At 29.1% G+C, this 16,491-nt stretch carries 17 protein-coding genes; 13 read left to right on the top strand and 4 right to left on the bottom strand.

Going from position 1 to position 16,491, the window contains the following annotated elements; all coding sequences use genetic code 11:
- The first annotated feature begins 1 nt into the window (after nucleotide 1).
- Nucleotides 2-922, top strand: a complete 921-nt coding sequence (locus AACT_RS08035) for a Ppx/GppA phosphatase family protein (RefSeq protein WP_172126302.1) — start codon at nucleotides 2-4, stop codon at nucleotides 920-922.
- Here AACT_RS08035 and AACT_RS08030 read toward each other — a convergent pair.
- Nucleotides 919-1,710, bottom strand: coding sequence for a hypothetical protein (locus tag AACT_RS08030; protein ID WP_172126301.1), 792 nt, complete (start codon nucleotides 1,708-1,710; stop codon nucleotides 919-921). The two genes, AACT_RS08035 and AACT_RS08030, sit on opposite strands and share 4 nt — an antisense overlap.
- 219 nt (nucleotides 1,711-1,929) lie before the next feature.
- On the opposite strand from AACT_RS08030, the gene AACT_RS08025 reads away from it, so the two are divergent.
- From AACT_RS08025 to AACT_RS07985, 9 genes are all read left to right on the top strand, one after another.
- Nucleotides 1,930-3,633, top strand: coding sequence for an acetolactate synthase large subunit (locus AACT_RS08025; RefSeq protein ID WP_172126300.1), 1,704 nt, complete (start codon nucleotides 1,930-1,932; stop codon nucleotides 3,631-3,633).
- Complete coding sequence (ilvN, locus tag AACT_RS08020; protein ID WP_172126299.1) at nucleotides 3,633-4,130, top strand: acetolactate synthase small subunit; 498 nt, start codon at nucleotides 3,633-3,635, stop codon at nucleotides 4,128-4,130. The genes AACT_RS08025 and ilvN overlap by 1 nt, the downstream gene beginning before the upstream one ends.
- Nucleotides 4,131-4,170: 40 nt before the next feature.
- On the top strand, nucleotides 4,171-5,118 hold the full coding sequence (gene lpxD, locus AACT_RS08015; RefSeq protein WP_172126298.1) for a UDP-3-O-(3-hydroxymyristoyl)glucosamine N-acyltransferase: 948 nt from the start codon (nucleotides 4,171-4,173) through the stop codon (nucleotides 5,116-5,118).
- 105 nt (nucleotides 5,119-5,223) lie between these two features.
- Nucleotides 5,224-7,344, top strand: coding sequence for a DNA translocase FtsK (locus AACT_RS08010; RefSeq protein ID WP_237682663.1), 2,121 nt, complete (start codon nucleotides 5,224-5,226; stop codon nucleotides 7,342-7,344).
- A gap of 62 nt (nucleotides 7,345-7,406) precedes the next feature.
- Entirely contained in the window at nucleotides 7,407-7,595 is a 189-nt protein-coding gene (locus AACT_RS08005; protein ID WP_430385335.1) for a response regulator transcription factor, read from the top strand.
- Between the two features lie 90 nt (nucleotides 7,596-7,685).
- Nucleotides 7,686-8,876, top strand: coding sequence for a transposase (locus AACT_RS08000; RefSeq protein WP_172126297.1), 1,191 nt, complete (start codon nucleotides 7,686-7,688; stop codon nucleotides 8,874-8,876).
- Nucleotides 8,877-9,061: 185 nt separating this feature from the next.
- Nucleotides 9,062-9,622: a winged helix-turn-helix domain-containing protein gene (locus tag AACT_RS07995; RefSeq protein WP_172128597.1), complete on the top strand. Its 561-nt coding sequence runs from the start codon at nucleotides 9,062-9,064 to the stop codon at nucleotides 9,620-9,622.
- Between the two features lie 106 nt (nucleotides 9,623-9,728).
- Entirely contained in the window at nucleotides 9,729-10,481 is a 753-nt protein-coding gene (locus AACT_RS07990) for a flagellar hook capping FlgD N-terminal domain-containing protein (protein WP_172126296.1), read from the top strand.
- A 117-nt stretch (nucleotides 10,482-10,598) separates the two neighbouring features.
- On the top strand, nucleotides 10,599-12,446 hold the full coding sequence (locus tag AACT_RS07985; protein WP_172126295.1) for a flagellar hook-basal body complex protein: 1,848 nt from the start codon (nucleotides 10,599-10,601) through the stop codon (nucleotides 12,444-12,446).
- Here AACT_RS07985 and AACT_RS07980 read toward each other — a convergent pair.
- The gene (locus AACT_RS07980; RefSeq protein ID WP_172124293.1) at nucleotides 12,405-12,968 is read right to left on the bottom strand and encodes an IS630 family transposase; all 564 of its coding nucleotides are present in this window, start codon (nucleotides 12,966-12,968) and stop codon (nucleotides 12,405-12,407) included. The genes AACT_RS07985 and AACT_RS07980 overlap by 42 nt on opposite strands.
- Before the next feature lie 43 nt (nucleotides 12,969-13,011).
- Nucleotides 13,012-13,410, bottom strand: a complete 399-nt coding sequence (locus AACT_RS07975; RefSeq protein WP_172126026.1) for a helix-turn-helix domain-containing protein — start codon at nucleotides 13,408-13,410, stop codon at nucleotides 13,012-13,014.
- Nucleotides 13,411-13,468: 58 nt separating this feature from the next.
- Here AACT_RS07975 and AACT_RS07970 point away from each other — a divergent pair, with 58 nt between their 5' ends.
- The 3 genes from AACT_RS07970 to AACT_RS07960 are packed head-to-tail and all read left to right on the top strand — an operon-like array spanning nucleotide 13,469 to nucleotide 15,120.
- Nucleotides 13,469-13,696: a flagellar basal body rod C-terminal domain-containing protein gene (locus tag AACT_RS07970; RefSeq protein ID WP_172128595.1), complete on the top strand. Its 228-nt coding sequence runs from the start codon at nucleotides 13,469-13,471 to the stop codon at nucleotides 13,694-13,696.
- Between the two features lie 13 nt (nucleotides 13,697-13,709).
- On the top strand, nucleotides 13,710-14,846 hold the full coding sequence (gene flgL, locus AACT_RS07965; protein WP_172126294.1) for a flagellar hook-associated protein FlgL: 1,137 nt from the start codon (nucleotides 13,710-13,712) through the stop codon (nucleotides 14,844-14,846).
- 40 nt (nucleotides 14,847-14,886) lie between these two features.
- Nucleotides 14,887-15,120 (top strand): flagellar basal body protein, encoded by a 234-nt coding sequence (locus AACT_RS07960; protein ID WP_172126293.1) that lies wholly within the window; start codon nucleotides 14,887-14,889, stop codon nucleotides 15,118-15,120.
- Here the strand turns inward: AACT_RS07960 and AACT_RS07955 are convergent.
- A complete protein-coding gene (locus tag AACT_RS07955) occupies nucleotides 15,104-16,468 on the bottom strand; it encodes an IS4 family transposase (RefSeq protein ID WP_172126292.1) in 1,365 nt (454 codons plus the stop codon). The genes AACT_RS07960 and AACT_RS07955 overlap by 17 nt on opposite strands.
- Between the last annotated feature and the right edge of the window lie 23 nt (nucleotides 16,469-16,491).

The following is a 16,491-nucleotide window of genomic DNA, read 5'->3' as shown; positions in this document are numbered from 1 at the left end:
AATGAATCAAGAAATAGTAAGTGTAGATTTAGGTTCTAACTCTTTTCGTGTTTTAAAATATGATTGTAAAAATCATCAAATTATTTCAGAATATAATGAAGTTGTAGGAATGGCAGATGGTCTTGTTGATACAGGACTCATCTCAAAAGAAGCTCAAGAAAGAGTTGTAAGAGCCATTTTACATTCTGTTGAAGTAATTAATTATGATCCTTCAAAAGCTGTTTGTGTTACAACAGCTGCTATGAGAAAGGCTTCAAATAATAAAGAAGTATTGAAATACTTTAAAGACAAAACAAATATTGAATTTGAAATAATTGATGGATTTGAAGAAGCAAGACTTACTTTATTAGCTGTTCAATATGCTTTAAAAAGAGAAAAAATAGATTCTAAAAAATTTATTTTACTGGATATTGGTGGTGGCTCAACTGAAATTATTGTAAATACGAATAATAGTTATGAAGCTCATAGTTTTGATTTTGGAATAGTTACAATGACTCAAAAATATCTAAAATATCATGATTTACACAATGACTTAGATTCTAGAAAAAAACAAATTCAAGAGTTTCTTTCTTCTTTAAAAATAGATTTAAATGACTATAGTTTTGTTGCAACCGCTGGAACTCCAACTACAATTGCAGCTATTAAACTAGGGCAAGATTTTTTCTCATATGATAGAAATATTGTAAATGGTTCAATAGTAAATTTAGAAGATTTAGAATATAGTTTAAATATTTTTAAAAACTCATCAAAAGAAGAAATAGCAAAACTAGTTGGACGAGGAAGAGTAGAATTTATAGAAGTTGGAATTTTTATTTATAAAGCAATATTTGAGGTTTTAAATAAAAAAGAATCAATTGTTTTAGATGATGGTTTAAGAGAAGGTGTAGCTATAAATTATTGTTTAAATAAGTGTAAGAATTAAGAAAGTAATCTTACACTTTGTTCTTGAACTATATTAGCTTGAGAAGCTGCTAAATAGCCCATATTTGATGTTATATTGCTTTTAGAAAAATCAGCAGAATCTTTTTGGAAATCTTTGTTTTTACTTATTTTATTTCCATTAAACAAATCAATTTGCTCTTGTATAGTTTCTTGTGCATTTGTTTCTAATTTATTTCCTAAATCTGTAAAACTATCATAAGTAGTTTGCAATTGATTAACTGAAATCGCAACTTTTGTTACTGCTTGATTTAACGCATCTTCATTATTTAAATCACTATTATTTATAGTTTCAAAGATTTCATTTGCAATAACAGGAGTATTAGGTTTTTCTATTGAAAAATTTGATGTTTTTGTATTTACATCAATAGTACTTTTCTCATCATAATAATCAATTGATAATAAAGACTCTTTCTTATATTTAGTCTCATAAGCCGTTTGATTAAAAGATCTTAACTCATCATTTATACTTTGCTTTACATCATTTTTATTTTCATAAGTATCTATTGTTTCAAGTTTACTTTGAATGTTTGTTAAGTTATTTTGTTGTTTTGCTATTGCATTTTGAGCTACATTTGTAATCCCAATACCATCATTTAAAGATTGTACACTTAAAGATAATTCATCTCTTTTTTTATTATACTCGTTAATTGTTAGATTTAAAGCATCTTTGCTATTACTTGCAACTTTTGATGAAGAAGTAGATTTTTCAAGTTGTAAAGAAGAATTGTTAAGGGTAGAGATATTATTATTTATACTATTTATATCCATAAAAAACTCCTTTTTTTAGATGCCTAATTATATATAAATAATACTAAATAGTAAATAAGTCTATAAATTTTGTCTTAAAATAAAAAAAGAAAAATACTTTCAATAGGCATTTTATTAATACTTATAAATAATTTTTCAAATTAATTCTTTTATCAAACCGTAATTTAATTAATCTTTGAGTAAAATATCTACTTATTTTTAGAACAACGGAGAATTATTATGAAGATGACTGGCGCAAAAATGGTTGTAGAATCATTACATCAAGAAGGGGTTGAAGTAGTATTTGGATACCCTGGAGGCGCTATTATGAACGTCTACGATGAAATATATAAACAAAATCATTTTGAACACATCCTAAATAGACATGAACAAGCTTCTATAATTGCAGCTGAAGGGTATGCAAGAGCAACTGGAAGAGTTGGAGTATCAATAGTAACTTCAGGACCTGGATTTACAAATGCTGTAACAGGACTTGCAGATGCATACATGGATTCTATTCCTTTAGTTGTAATTTCAGGACAAGTTCCAACTACAATTATTGGTTCAGATGGATTTCAAGAAATTGATGCTGTTGGAATTTCAAGACCTTGTACAAAACATAATTATTTAGTTAATAGAATTGAAGATTTACCAAGAATTATTAAAGAAGCGTTTCATATAGCAAGTACTGGAAGACCAGGACCTGTGCATGTTGATATCCCAAAAGATATTACAGCAGAAATAGGTGATTTTATTTATCCTAGTGAAGTTAACATGCCAACATACAAACCAACAATTAATTATAATAAAAGACAATTAAAAAAAGCAATGGAAGCAATTTCAAATGCTAAAAAACCATTATTATATGTTGGTGGTGGATCAGTTTTATCAAACTGTTCATTTGAAATTAGAGAATTAGCTAAAAAGTTAAATATTCCAGCTGTTGAGACTTTGATGGCAAGGGGAGTAATGGGTGATGAAAATCCATTATTCTTTGGAATGTTAGGTATGCATGGAGAATTTGCTGCTAATATGGCTGCCCATGAAACAGATTTATTAATCTCTTTAGGTGCTAGATTTGATGATAGGGTAACGGGAAGACTTGATGAATTTGCTTCAAAAGCAAAAGTTATTCATGTTGATATTGACCCAACATCTATTGCAAAACTTGTAGTTCCTGATTATCCTATTGTTGGAGATTTAAAAATTACTGTTAAAGCTATGATTGAAGCTATTGATAATAGTGAAATAGAGTTTAATGATTATACAAATTGGGTTGAATTATTAAGAGATTACAGAGAAAAAGAGCCTTTAAGATATATTGATTCAAATGAAGTTATTAAACCTCAATGGCCAATACAAAGAGTTGGAAAACTATTAGGTGCAAAAGCAATTATTTCTACAGATGTTGGACAACATCAAATGTGGACTGCACAATTTTATCCATTTTCATATCCAAGACAATGGATTACTTCAGGTGGTTTAGGAACTATGGGGTTTGGATTACCAGCTGCAATGGGTGTTGCACGTGCTTTAAAAGGAACGGATAAAGTTTCTATTAACTTCACAGGTGATGGATCAATTTTAATGAATATTCAAGAGTTAATGACTTGTGTAGAGTATGAATTGCCAGTTATAAATATTATTTTAAATAACAACTATTTAGGAATGGTAAGACAATGGCAAACAATGTTTTACGGAAATAGATTATCAGAAACTGATTTATCAGCTCAACCAAACTTTAAAATGCTTGTTGAAGCTTTTGGAGGACTTGGTTATAGAGTTACAACAAAAGAAGAGTTTGATGCAGCTTTAAAAGATGCAGTTGAACAAAGAAAACCTGCAATGATAGAAGTTGTAGTTGCAAGAAATGAAGAGGTATTACCAATGGTTCCAAATGGTCATGCATTAAATGAAATGACTTTAATTGAAGGAGGAAAATAATGAATAATTTTAATCACTATTACGACACAGAAACAACTAGACAGGTTATTTCTGTGATTGTTCTAAATGAACATAACGTATTATCAAGAATTGTTGGATTATTTTCAGCTCGAGGTTACAATATTGATTCATTAACAGTTGCTCCAATAGCTGAAAGTCAATACTCAAGAATGACAATTGTAACAACAGGTGATAAAAGAGTTATTGATCAAATTGTTAAACAATTAAATAAATTAATTCCTGTATTAAAAGTAAACGAACATAGAAATGTTGTAGAAAAAGATACTGTTTTAATGAAATTTTCAATTGATAATAATTTATCAGATATTGATGTAATTGCTCGTGCTTACCATGGGAGTATTCAAAATGTTACTGACGAAGCTATTATAGTTTCAGCTACAGATTCTAGTGCTAGAATCATGAACTTTATAAAAGTTATGCAAAAATTCAATCCACTTGAAGTAGTAAGAAGTGGTATTGTAGCAATGGAAAGATAAGGGTAAAAACTCTTATCTTATCCTAATTAAAGGATAAAAAATGACTATTCAAGAGATTGCAGATTTTATTGGTATTGATTGCCAAGAAAAAAAAGATATAATCGGGTTAAACACTCTTACAGATTCAAATGAAAATGAACTTACTTTTTTAGAAAATAAAAAATATTTATCAGATTTAAAAAATACAAAAGCAGCAGCGGTTTTAGTTACAGCTGAAAATGCAAGTGAAGTTCCTCTTGGCACAATAGCTTTAATTTGTGAAGAACCATATTTAATGTTGGCAAAAATTTCTAAACTTTTTACACCAAATGTTATTGAAATGGATGGTGAAAAACCATTAATTGGTGGTGGAACAAAGGTTATGCCAAATGTTTATATTGGTAAAGACTCTATTATTGGAAGTGATTGTACTATTATGGCAGGAGCTTTTATTGGTGATAATGTAAAAATAGGAAACAACACTATTATTTATCCTAATGTTACGGTTTATAGAGATTGCACCATTGGAAGTGATTGTATTATTCATGCAGGAACTGTAATTGGAAGTGATGGTTTTGGATTTGCAAATACAAAAGATGGTAAATATATAAAAATTTATCAAAATGGAAATGTTACTATTGGAAATGATGTGGAAATTGGTGCAAATTCTACTATTGATAGAGCTGTATTTAAATCAACAATCATTGAAGATGGTGTAAGAATAGATAATCTTGTACATGTTGGACATAACTGTAAAATAGGAAGAGGTTCAATTTTAGTAGCACAAGTAGGAATTTCTGGATCTAGTATTTTAAATGCTTATGTAGTGATGGGTGGACAAAGTGCAACAGCTGGTCACTTAGAAATTGCAGCATTTTCAACAATAGCCGCACGTGGTGGAGTTACAAAAAGTATAAATGAGCCTAAAAAATCATGGGCTGGATTTCCTTTAATTGAGCATAGACAATGGCTTAGATTACAGGGAAAAATCGCAAACTTATTAAAATAAAAAGGTTTTAAAATCGCAAAGAGAATCATATCATTAATTATTTTATTTATTATTATTTACTTCCAATTTTCTACTTTTGAAAGTGGAAAAGACGTTGTGGGAGATGTGGGATCAACTTTTTCTGGTTTTTCACAAAAATATTTTGGATATTTATCATATATATATTTATTACTTTTTATTTATCCATTATATATACTTAATTTCAAAAAGAATATCAAAGAAAGAGATTTAATATTAAATTTCCTAGTAGTTTTTTTACTATTATTTGTTTGTTTAATTTTTCAAGCACTGCTTGTTGAAAATCCTTATTATAGAGGAGAAATTGGTAATATATTAGTTGATTCTTTATCTCCAATTATTGGAAGAGCAGGGCTTTATTTCTTTGTTCTTGTAGGATTTATTATATGTGCATTAGTTTTATTTGAAAATTCTGATTTAGAATTTAGTGATTTAGCTAAGCTTAAAAATAAAATAAAACTAAGAAATACTCTAGATATTAAAAAAATAGAGAATAAACGAAGAGAAAAAAGAGTTGAAGAAAATACACAAGCTGTTTTAAATAACATAGATAGAAATTTAAGTAAAAGTATCCCTGAAATTAAAACTGTTCCAAAATCTTCAAAAGTTATAGAACCAGAACTTTACGAAGAAATAGAAGAGATTAAAGATAATAAACTTTATGAAACATCATTATTTGAAGAAGATGATTTCGCTAAAAAGATTGAGGTTGTAGAGTCTCATGGAATAATTGTTGAAGAGTTAGAAGAAAATAAAAAACTTCTAGATCAAATTGAATTAGGTAAAACAGAAAAACCAAAGAATTTTGAATTACCACCAAGTTCATTTTTTCAAAGTTCTCCAAAAGATAATAAATCAAAAGTATCAGAAGCATTTATTGATCAAAAAATAAGTGATTTACTTGATAAATTAGCTATGTTTAAAATTGATGGTGATGTCGTACGAACTTATACAGGTCCTGTTGTTACTACATTTGAGTTTAAACCAGCTCCAAATGTAAAAGTTTCAAAGATTTTAGGTCTTCAAGATGATTTAGCAATGGCGCTTAAGGCTCAAACTATTAGGATTCAAGCTCCAATTCCAGGAAAAGATGTTGTTGGTATTGAAGTTCCAAATGAAGATACACAAACAATATATTTAAAAGAATTATTAGATAGTGAGATTTTTCAAAATTCAAAATCTCCTCTTACTATGATTTTAGGAAAAGATATTGTTGGAAAACCGTTTATTACAGATCTTAAAAAGCTTCCTCACTTACTAATAGCTGGAACTACAGGATCTGGAAAATCTGTTGGAATTAACTCAATGATCTTGTCATTGCTTTATAAAAATTCCCCAGATAACTTAAAGCTTGTGATGATTGATCCAAAAATGCTTGAATTTTCAATGTATAACGATATTCCTCATCTTTTAACTCCTGTTATTACAAAAGCAGGGGATGCAATAAATGCATTAGCAAATATGGTTAGTGAAATGGAAAGACGTTATACTTTAATGTCAAAAACAAAAACTAAAAATATCGAAAACTATAATGATAAAGCAAAAGTAGAAGGTTATGAAACAATGCCTTATATTGTTGTTGTTATTGATGAGTTAGCAGATTTAATGATGACAAGTGGAAAAGATGTTGAGTATTCAATAGCACGTCTCGCACAAATGGCAAGAGCTAGTGGAATTCACTTAATAGTAGCAACACAAAGACCATCTGTTGATGTTGTTACAGGTCTTATTAAAGCAAATTTACCAAGTAGATTATCTTATAAAGTAGGGCAAAAAATAGATTCTAAGATTATTCTAGATTCTATGGGAGCTGAGTCATTACTTGGAAAAGGGGATATGTTATTTACACCTCCTGGAATGTCAGGACTTGTACGAATACATGCTCCTTGGTCAACTGAAACTGAAATTGAAAAAGTTGTAGATTTCTTAAAAGATCAAAGAGTTGTTGAGTATGATATGAATTTTATTAAAGATAGAAATACACAAAGTGCATTAAGCTCTTCTAATACAACAGACCTTACAGAGTTTGATGAATTATATGAAGATGCTAAAGAAATAGTTTTAACAGAGAAAAAAACATCAATCTCTTATATTCAAAGAAGACTTAGAATTGGTTATAACAGAGCTGCAACAATAGTAGAGCAACTTGAGCAATCAGGTATTTTATCAGAAGTTAATGCTAAAGGAAATAGAGAAATATTAGTTTAATATTGTTACTTTTTGTTTTATATTGATATAATATACTTTTAAATATAAACAAAGGGTAATGTTTGATAAATATTTTGATGATAGAAGATGATCTTGAATTTGCTAATACTTTAATTAAATATTTAAAACAATATAATATCGAAGTTACTAATTACGAAACACCAGAGCTTGGAATCTCAGCTCTGGCCCTTAAAAAATTTAATCTAAGAGCCACTTGCAGATTCCCACAAACAACCAATAATTTAAGCTAATTTAAATTTTAAAAAGCCTTTTGAAATCATGTAAATGTTATAATTTTTTACCACAAAAACAATACAAAACATCAATCAAATAGGCTTTATATGAGTATTTTACCAAAATTTTCTTTTAAAAATGCTTCCTCTGGATTATCAAAAATGTTGTTGCGAATTTTGAACCTTGAATCCTCTTTATTTCCAATTTTAAAAGAGGAGCTTAGATTAGAGGAATTATCTCACAAAGAGCAAAAGCTTATCAAGATATTAGACTTTGCTCAAATTGAGAAAAATGTAACAGTAGTATCTATCACAAATACTCCAAAGGATAGGGAAGAGATTGCACGAGCCTTCATAGCTAAAAGTGTTTACAATATTCAAACAACAAGAGATTTGATCGATAGGCTCAAAAACGATAGAACCCTCAGAGTATTATGTGGGTGGAGATACAAGAGTGATATTCCAAGTGAATCAAAATTTAGTAGAGTTTTTAAAAGCTTGAGCGAACTGCGAATTGCCCAGAAGACTCATGAGCAGTTTGTCAAAGAGTATTTGTCCGATACTGTATTTCTTTATAATGCCAGCGATGCTACTAAGATACCACTAAGAGAAAAACCTCTTAAGGCTGAAAAAGAAGAAGAAAAATCAAAGTTAAAACGAGGCAGACCAAAAAAAGGTGAAACAAGAGAACCAATTAAGCCGACAATACTAAATCAACAAAAAGATATGCAAACAGTAGAGGAGATGTTGTCGCTTGTCTCGATTAAATGCGGTGTAGGTGTGAAGCAAAACTCCAAAGGCAACCGTGAAATATGGATAGGCGGCAAACTCCACATCAGTGCGGTGGATGGTGATATTCCAATAGCAGCATTTTACTCAGGTGCTAATGTTCACGATAGTTCTGTAGCTCTTCCTCTCATTCAAGAGACTTCAAGAAGAGTAAGCTACCTTTATGATTTACAAGATGCTGGATATGATGCTGATATTATTAGAGAGTTTTCACAAAAACATGGACACCGTCCAATTATAGACATAAACCCTAAAAATTCACAAGTGTTAAGGGACAAAATACAACTCGCAGAAGATGAGAAAAAGAAGTTTGAATATTTCAATCTTCCACAATCTTCAGATATCCATCACTATAACCAAAGAAGTATGGTTGAGAGAGTCAATAAATATCTCAAAGAAGACTTTGGATGCAATACAATCTATTATCAAGGAGCTACAAAAGTAGCTTCAGTTTTAGCATTTGGGATTTTATCTATTTGTATCCATCAAAGTTTGAAACTTGTAACTTGAGATTTGTAAAAATACCAAAAAATGAGTAGATTTTTAAAACAAAACCATAAAGTACGGAGTGAAAATATGATTTTTTAAGAAAATTGAGTTAATTAGAGCAAAACAACGCGAAAGCAAAATGAGAATGATTTTTTTTAAAGTAAAAAATAGCTACAATGAAAAATTAGCTACTTGGTGGGGATTGAATTTGCAAGTGGCTCCTAATAATACTTGATTTAACTCTACCAAATATAGATGGAATAGAAGTTTGTAGATTAATTAGATTACGCTACGAAACTCCAATTATCATCTCAACACAAAGAGCATTTTTAGGCGATAAAATAGCTTGTTTTTCTTATGGTGCAGATGATTTTATGGCAAAACCATATGATTTACAAGAATTAATCTTAAGAATAAAAGCAATTCTAAAAAGATGTGATCACCAAATACCTGATAAAAATGATACTCTAAATAAAAAACAAATTTTTAGATATGATGAATCAAAAATGGAAATCTATAAAAATAATGATTTAGTTGAATTAACTAATGCAGAGTATTTTATTTTACAATATATGATTCAAAAAAGTGGTTTTGTAATATCAAGACAAGAATTACTTTCTAATGTTGATTCAATTAAATATGAAAGCTCTTACAAAAGTATTGATGTTCTAATTGGACGAGTTAGATCAAAAATTGAAGAAAATTCTAAAAAACCTAAATATATAATATCAATTAGAGGAGTAGGATATAAATTAGTTAATCAGTAATATATTATTATTGTAGTTTAATATTTACTTTTTATTTACTTTTTTATACCCTATATTTACTTCTAAAAGTTAGAATTTAATATAAATTATAATATAGGAGTATATTATGGCAACAACAAGTTCTGTAACAACAAGTTCATCAACTGATGCATATGGAAATAGTTATACAACAGCTGTTAGTAATGATGCATTAGAAAGTTCTGATTTTATTACATTAATGCTTACTGAAATCAAACTTCAAGATCCAACGAATACAGTTGATTCAGCTTCAATGCTTAGTACTCAATTACAATTATCTACACTTGATGCTAATACAGCAACTGTAGCAGCAATGGAATCTTTACAAGCTACATTTGAACAATCAGCACTAGCAAGTTCAGCTAATATTATTGGTAATATTGTTGAAAATGGTGATTTAGATGATGATGGTAATGCAAAGCAATATAAAGTTTCATCAGTTGCAATGAATGATGGATCGATAGCTTTAACAGCTTATGAGTTAGAAAACTATTATGATGTTTATTATTTTGATGGAGTAGACAGTACTTCTGATGTTGTAAATTCAACAAATGAAAATGGTACTATAACTTTAACAAATAGTGATGATGCAAGCTATACTTTCTCTACTTATGATAAAACTTATGAAGAATTAGCAACTGAAATTAATAATGCTTCTGGAATTACAGCTTCAATGGCTCAAAATACTAGTGGTAAATACCAAATGGTTGTTTCAGTTAGTGGTGGTTCTTCAACCTTATCTCAAAGTAATTCAACATTGAATTATACAGAAGATACAGCTACTGCTTATGGTAGTGAAGCAAAAACTATTTCTTACACTGATATTACAAAAATCTACTAATAGTTACTAATTGTTTATGAACAATTAGTACTGTTTACTTAATTCTTACCATCTATTTACTTTTAAATCTTATGATTAAAATAGTGAGAACTACTATTTAATCATAAAGGATTTAAAATGATTAGTACATTATGGACAGGAATTGCTGGGTTATCATCTCAGCAAACAGCCTTAGATAACGAATCAAATAATATTGCCAATGTAAATACTGTTGGGTATAAATCTTCAAGAGTTTCTTTTGCAGATTTAATGTATCAAGATAGCATTGGAAAAGGTTCAAAAGTTACAACTGCAGAAAAACAGTTTACACAAGGAAGTTTAAATATTACTGGTTCCTCTTATGATATGGCACTTAATGGAGATGGTTTTTTTGTTGTCTCAAATAAAAGTTCTACAGGAACTTCTGAGAATTATTATACAAGAGCTGGAAATTTTAGAATGGGTGAAAATGGAACTTTACAAGATTCCAATGGAAACGAAGTTCAAGGTTGGGCATTAAGTGCAATAGATCCAGAAACAGATGTAACTTCAACTAATAATAATCTTACTTCATTTACAGATGTTTTCACAGAAATAGCTGGAAATCAAATAGTACAATTTTCTGATAGAGTAGAAACTTATGCAGCAAAAACTACTGACTACAGCGCTACAGCAGTAGGTGATGCATCTGAATTATCAGGTTCAGGAGTAAAAAGTCAAGCTACAAAAATTTCTGATATTGAATCTTTGATTACAAATTATTCTAGTGCTTTATCAGATTATGCCTTAGATCCTGAAGCATTATCTACTCCTTCAATTGCACAAAGTACTATGATAGATTTACTTCCCGTATCGACTACGACACAACTTAGTTCAGAAGGAAATCAAATATATGTTTATATAAATGGAAATAAAATTACTCAAAATTATGTAGACTCTTCTGCAAGTACTGAACAAAAAGCGGCACTAGATGCTTCGGGAGTTACCACTGATCTAGATGGTATTGGAGGAACTTCAACTGAAGAATATAACATATTAGTAAGTAGAATTGCAACTTACCAAGCTTTAGCAGATAAAATATCAAATATTACAGGATTAAATGCTTATACAGTTAAAACTACAACTTTAGCAGGAGTAGATACTTACACTGCAAGTACTGACTATGCTGATGTATTAGATGGTAAAATAAAAATTGATTCAATAATACCTGGTAAAGCATTTACTATTGGAGATTTAAGTGAAGTGAATGGATCAACAGAGCAAGATGGAACGAAAACAACGGTGAGTGAAAATGTTGTAGGAACAGGGGAATCAGCTGTTACAAGTGCGATGGAAGCATTAAGAGATGCAGTTGCCGGTAATCAATTAGATGCTTACATGCCAGATGATATTTTCAGTGATGATACTGGAGCTGTAACACCTATTGGCACAGGCGATATTATTTCTTTTTCTATTAATGGTAATGTGGCTTCTGTAACTGCAGCTGCCGGTGATACTGAAATTGAATTAATGGATAGTCTAATTGCTCAAATCAATCTTAATGGTGATTTAAATCTTTTAGTTGAAGCTCAAAATATTAACGGAAATTTAGTAATTAAATCAAAAACTGCTGGAGAAGAATTTACAGGAATTTTAAAATTTACTGATGCTTCTACACTTCCTGCTGCAACTGAATATACAAAAGATAGAAATATAGATGTAAGTGGAAATACTGGAGCTGGTGCTGAGTTTATGGAAATTGTTTCTACTGTTAAACAAAGTAACGCAACTCTTTCATCTTTACAATTAAAAATGGATTCTTTAGGATTAACAGATTCTTCTTTTGGAGAGTTTTCTGTTGATGATACAGGACTTATTACTATGAAGCAAGATGGTATGGATTATGTAATTGGTCAGGTTGCTATTGCACAATTTAACAATAACATTGGACTAGATGCTAAGTACCTACTTAAAATTAATGTCATAATTAGTTCCAAAGCCAGCTAATAAATTTTTAACATGTTTATGTAAATTATCAAATGATAAATAAGCTTCTAGTTTATGATAGTGATATTTCATATGTTTCCACAATATTTCTATTTTATTTAGTTCAGGTGAATATGGTGGTAAAAATAATAATTGTAGTCCAAGCTTCTCCCACTTTTCTATCTCTGCTTTAAAAAGCTTACTTGTGTGAATAGATGCATTATCAAGTATGACAACAGTAGTTTTTGTAATCTGATTTACAAAATCATTAAAGAAATCTATAACAACTTGTGTATCTACTTTTGTTATTGTAGTTTTCGAAAAGAGATGATTATTCTTTGTATTTAAAAACCCTAAAACATTTATTCTTTTTGCAAATCTATTTGATGGAATTTCTACTGGCTTACCTATTGGTGACCAATAATAAGGGATATTTGAATCAAGTGAAAAACCACTCTCATCAAAATAATATGTATCAATCCAATCTTTAGCAGACCAGCTTAAAACATTAAGTATTTGAGCTTTTTTGGAAGAATAATTCATCCACTTCTTCTCTTTAAATATAGTGTTTCTAGCTCTTTTAAAACTATATTGTATATTTTTTTAAATATCTTTTTAAGATTTGAGGTGATACTTTTTTAACTCTTTTTGACTCTTTATTAAGAGCTATACAAGTCTCTTTGATACTATTTGTTTCAATAAGTTTTTTTACTTTATCAATATCATTTTCATTTAGTGCTGGTTTTCTACCACGACCAATTTCATCAGATAAATTTTCTATTTGTTCTTCTTTGAATCTATCAAACCATCTATAAACTGTTCTTGTTGACTTATTGAATATTTTGCATATCTCTTTTACTGTTATACCTTCATTACTTAAAAGTATAGATTTAGCTCTTTGTCTTAATTGCAATGAACTACCATTTTTTACTATTTTTTCTAATTCTTTTACTGTTTTATTATTTAAATTACTTATATATCTCATATAGTATTATAGCTAAAACTAGCTTATAAAACAAGACATTAATTTTGATTAATTACTTATTGGAGATAATCTGTATGCAAAAACAACAGAAAGTGGAGATCCAGTTTATTCTGTAGCTAATGACAACGGTGTTTTTATTGAAGGTGAAACATTAGAGCTTAGTACAGCTGATTTAAGTGAAAGTTTAGTTAATTTAATGGTATTTCAAAGAGCATTTGAAGCAAATGCGAAATCTATTACTACAGCTGATAGTATTTTGCAAACGTTAATCAACCTAAAACAATAATTAGGAGTTTATTATGGTTAGTTCTATAAATAATATTATGTTTAACCTAGATATGTTAAATAAAAGAAATGAAAAAAATACTTATGGTTTAAGTAGTGGTGAAGCACTACAATACGGAAGTGATAATGCTAAACAATATAATGAAATATTATCAGTGAAGAATAATGTAAAAACATATACTAGTATTTTAGACAAGATTCAACTATCTAATTCATATAATACTACAAGTGACACAGCCGTATCAAATATGAAAACTGCTCTTAATTCTGCACAAAGTTTAGTAATGGAAGCTTTAAATGGAACTAATAATAGTGATACAAAAGAAATAATCGCAACGAATATTGAATCTATTAAAGATACTATATTTAATTTATCTAATAGTAGTGTAAATGAGCAGTATGTCTTTTCAGGTAAAAATACAGATTCAGCATCTTTTGAAAAAGATGCTAGTGGAAAAGTTACATATACAGGTTCAAATGATAACAAAACTCTAAACGTAGAAGATAAAACTTATGCTACGCAAGGGGTGAATGGTATTGAACTTTTATATACTACAAATCAAACTGCACAAGAAAATTCAGATTTGACTTTTAGTGCAGATGAAATGATATTAGATAATGATGGAAATGAGTATCAATTAGTAGATACTACAGGTACCGGTGATTATGGTTTATTTTTAAATGGTGATAATGTAAATAACTCTAATGTAGCATCTTCTTTTTTTACAGTTAATGGTGATGGAACTTATACTGCAAGTTTAGTAAGTGTTGCTCTAGAATCAAAAACTTCAATATTTGATACTTTGGATGAAATAATAAATGCACTAAGACAGCAAGATTCAAGTGGAAATGCAATTACAGAAGATGCAGCAAATCAAGTTTTGTCTAATTCTTTGGAAAAAATTAATTCAGCTTATGACAATGTAAATTTAAATCATGCAATATTAGGAACAAGAACTTCTTATATTGATAATTATGAGCAGATAACTGAAGCAAAATTAACAAATTTTAATATTCTTTATGAAACTTATGCAGGTGCTGATTTAACAGCCCTTGCAATTGAATCACAGTCATTACAAAACACTTATACAGCTTTGTATTCAACAATAAGTAAGATAAATAGCTTATCTCTTGTTGATTATTTAAAATAATTAGGTTTTGAAATGAAAAGAATATTTATAGGAGGATTTTATGATTAACTCTTTATATATCGGAAGAAGTGGACTAGATGCTGCAAAGTATTCAGTTGACGTTACATCAAATAATATTGCTAATGAAAATACAGAAGGTTATATAAAAAGAACTATCAATACATCAGAACTTACTACTTTAGAAGATGATATTGGAAATGGAGTTTCTTTTGATTCTGTTACTAGAAGTACAAGCGTATATTTATATGATAAATTACTCAACTTTCGCACATAAAACCAAGTTCTTTTTTAGTGTAAGCACTTAACACAGCGATAATGTTGAGTAAATCTTTATTATCCTTGACAACATTTTGAATTTCACTAATTTTTGTCAATATTTGAATAAACAGTTGCATTGAAATTGCCAGTGTTTCAAGTTCACACTCTAAATCTCTAAAAAGTTCTCCTAGTGTTTGTGGCTCATGCTTTATGCGATTGATATAGCTTACAATATTGTAGGTAAACATTGAAAGAGTTATTTTCGCAATAAGTGCTTCATAGATTCGATTCTCTTCTTTTCCTAAACCAAAAAGGTTTCGTAAATCTTTATAACCTTGTTCAATATTCCATCTCTTTTTGTAAGTAGCTATTATCTCTTTACCTGCGATAGTTATATCAGTTGAGATAAAAACTAACAAGTCTTTGCCTGTGTGCAAAAATACGAGTTTAATCTTACCTAAAACTGCATGCTCTATAATTGCATCAAAGTATTTGTAAGATATTTTGCCATGCTGTCCGCCGCTTTTATGACGAGAGTTTTTTAAACTCTCATAGATTGCATTCATTGTTTTATGTTTGCCTTTAAAGTTCCAAATGAGTTTATTATTTGGAAGTCTTGAAATTACAGGCATACCGAGCTCATTAGCTTTTTCTATAAAGTTTGGTTTAGCGTACCAACTGTCAACCAATAGATAATCTGCTTCAACTCCGTTATTCAAGGCTCTTTCAAGCATCTCTATAGCAAGTGTGTTTTTACTTTTTATTATCTCACTTTTTCTTTGATATGAATTACTTCTATGATGGAGTTTACTTGTAAATTCTGATATCTCTTTTCTTTTACTATCATTCATCTTTATAGAAAAATCAACTTGAAAAGTTGAGTGTGAGTCTGCATAATTTAAAGATACAATGTTTAATGCATTGATACTTTTATGCTCTTTATTACTCCAAACATATTTACAACTTCCTTCAATGAATTTCCCTCTTTTGGGTTCTACTGTATCGTCAATAATAAGCAAGCGGTGTTCACCATTTTTATGTAATAGTTTTATTCTTTGCAAAAGTGCAGCAGCACTTAGTATCAAAAACTTTCGCCAGTTATAACGACTCTCTTTAATGAATCTGTAATAGGCGTCTTTACCAAATGCATTCTCACTGTTTTTTATAAAAGCTGATTGTCTTTTATTCATAATTAGCATATAAACAAAATGTAAGATAATTTGAAAAGGAGGATAACCAACTTCTCTTTTTACAAAGTTACTTTGTTTAAGTATTTTTGTAATTTTTATTTCTGATAATACTTCAAGAATTGGGTTTTTTAATATGCTTCTCATAGCAGTTTGAATATAATTGTCAAGTCCCATAAAAACACCTTTGTATAGTTGAT

This window comes from Arcobacter acticola (assembly GCF_013177675.1).
Classification (GTDB): domain Bacteria; phylum Campylobacterota; class Campylobacteria; order Campylobacterales; family Arcobacteraceae; genus Aliarcobacter; species Aliarcobacter acticola.
Note: the sequence above shows the minus strand (reverse complement) of the source record. Positions and strands in the feature narration are given on the sequence as shown.

Excerpts from the sequence above, each read along its gene's own strand:
- lpxD (WP_172126298.1), top strand. The coding sequence starts at position 4,171 with ATGACTATTCAAGAGATTGCAGATTTTATTGGTATTGATTGCCAAGAA.
- AACT_RS07980 (WP_172124293.1), bottom strand. The coding sequence starts at position 12,968 with ATGAATTATTCTTCCAAAAAAGCTCAAATACTTAATGTTTTAAGCTGG.
- AACT_RS07955 (WP_172126292.1), bottom strand. The coding sequence starts at position 16,468 with ATGGGACTTGACAATTATATTCAAACTGCTATGAGAAGCATATTAAAA.
- flgL (WP_172126294.1), top strand. The coding sequence starts at position 13,710 with ATGGTTAGTTCTATAAATAATATTATGTTTAACCTAGATATGTTAAAT.
- AACT_RS08035 (WP_172126302.1), top strand. The coding sequence starts at position 2 with ATGAATCAAGAAATAGTAAGTGTAGATTTAGGTTCTAACTCTTTTCGT.
- AACT_RS08030 (WP_172126301.1), bottom strand. The coding sequence starts at position 1,710 with ATGGATATAAATAGTATAAATAATAATATCTCTACCCTTAACAATTCT.
- AACT_RS07990 (WP_172126296.1), top strand. The coding sequence starts at position 9,729 with ATGGCAACAACAAGTTCTGTAACAACAAGTTCATCAACTGATGCATAT.
- AACT_RS07985 (WP_172126295.1), top strand. The coding sequence starts at position 10,599 with ATGATTAGTACATTATGGACAGGAATTGCTGGGTTATCATCTCAGCAA.
- AACT_RS08025 (WP_172126300.1), top strand. The coding sequence starts at position 1,930 with ATGAAGATGACTGGCGCAAAAATGGTTGTAGAATCATTACATCAAGAA.
- ilvN (WP_172126299.1), top strand. The coding sequence starts at position 3,633 with ATGAATAATTTTAATCACTATTACGACACAGAAACAACTAGACAGGTT.
- AACT_RS08000 (WP_172126297.1), top strand. The coding sequence starts at position 7,686 with ATGAGTATTTTACCAAAATTTTCTTTTAAAAATGCTTCCTCTGGATTA.
- AACT_RS07975 (WP_172126026.1), bottom strand. The coding sequence starts at position 13,410 with ATGAGATATATAAGTAATTTAAATAATAAAACAGTAAAAGAATTAGAA.
- AACT_RS07960 (WP_172126293.1), top strand. The coding sequence starts at position 14,887 with ATGATTAACTCTTTATATATCGGAAGAAGTGGACTAGATGCTGCAAAG.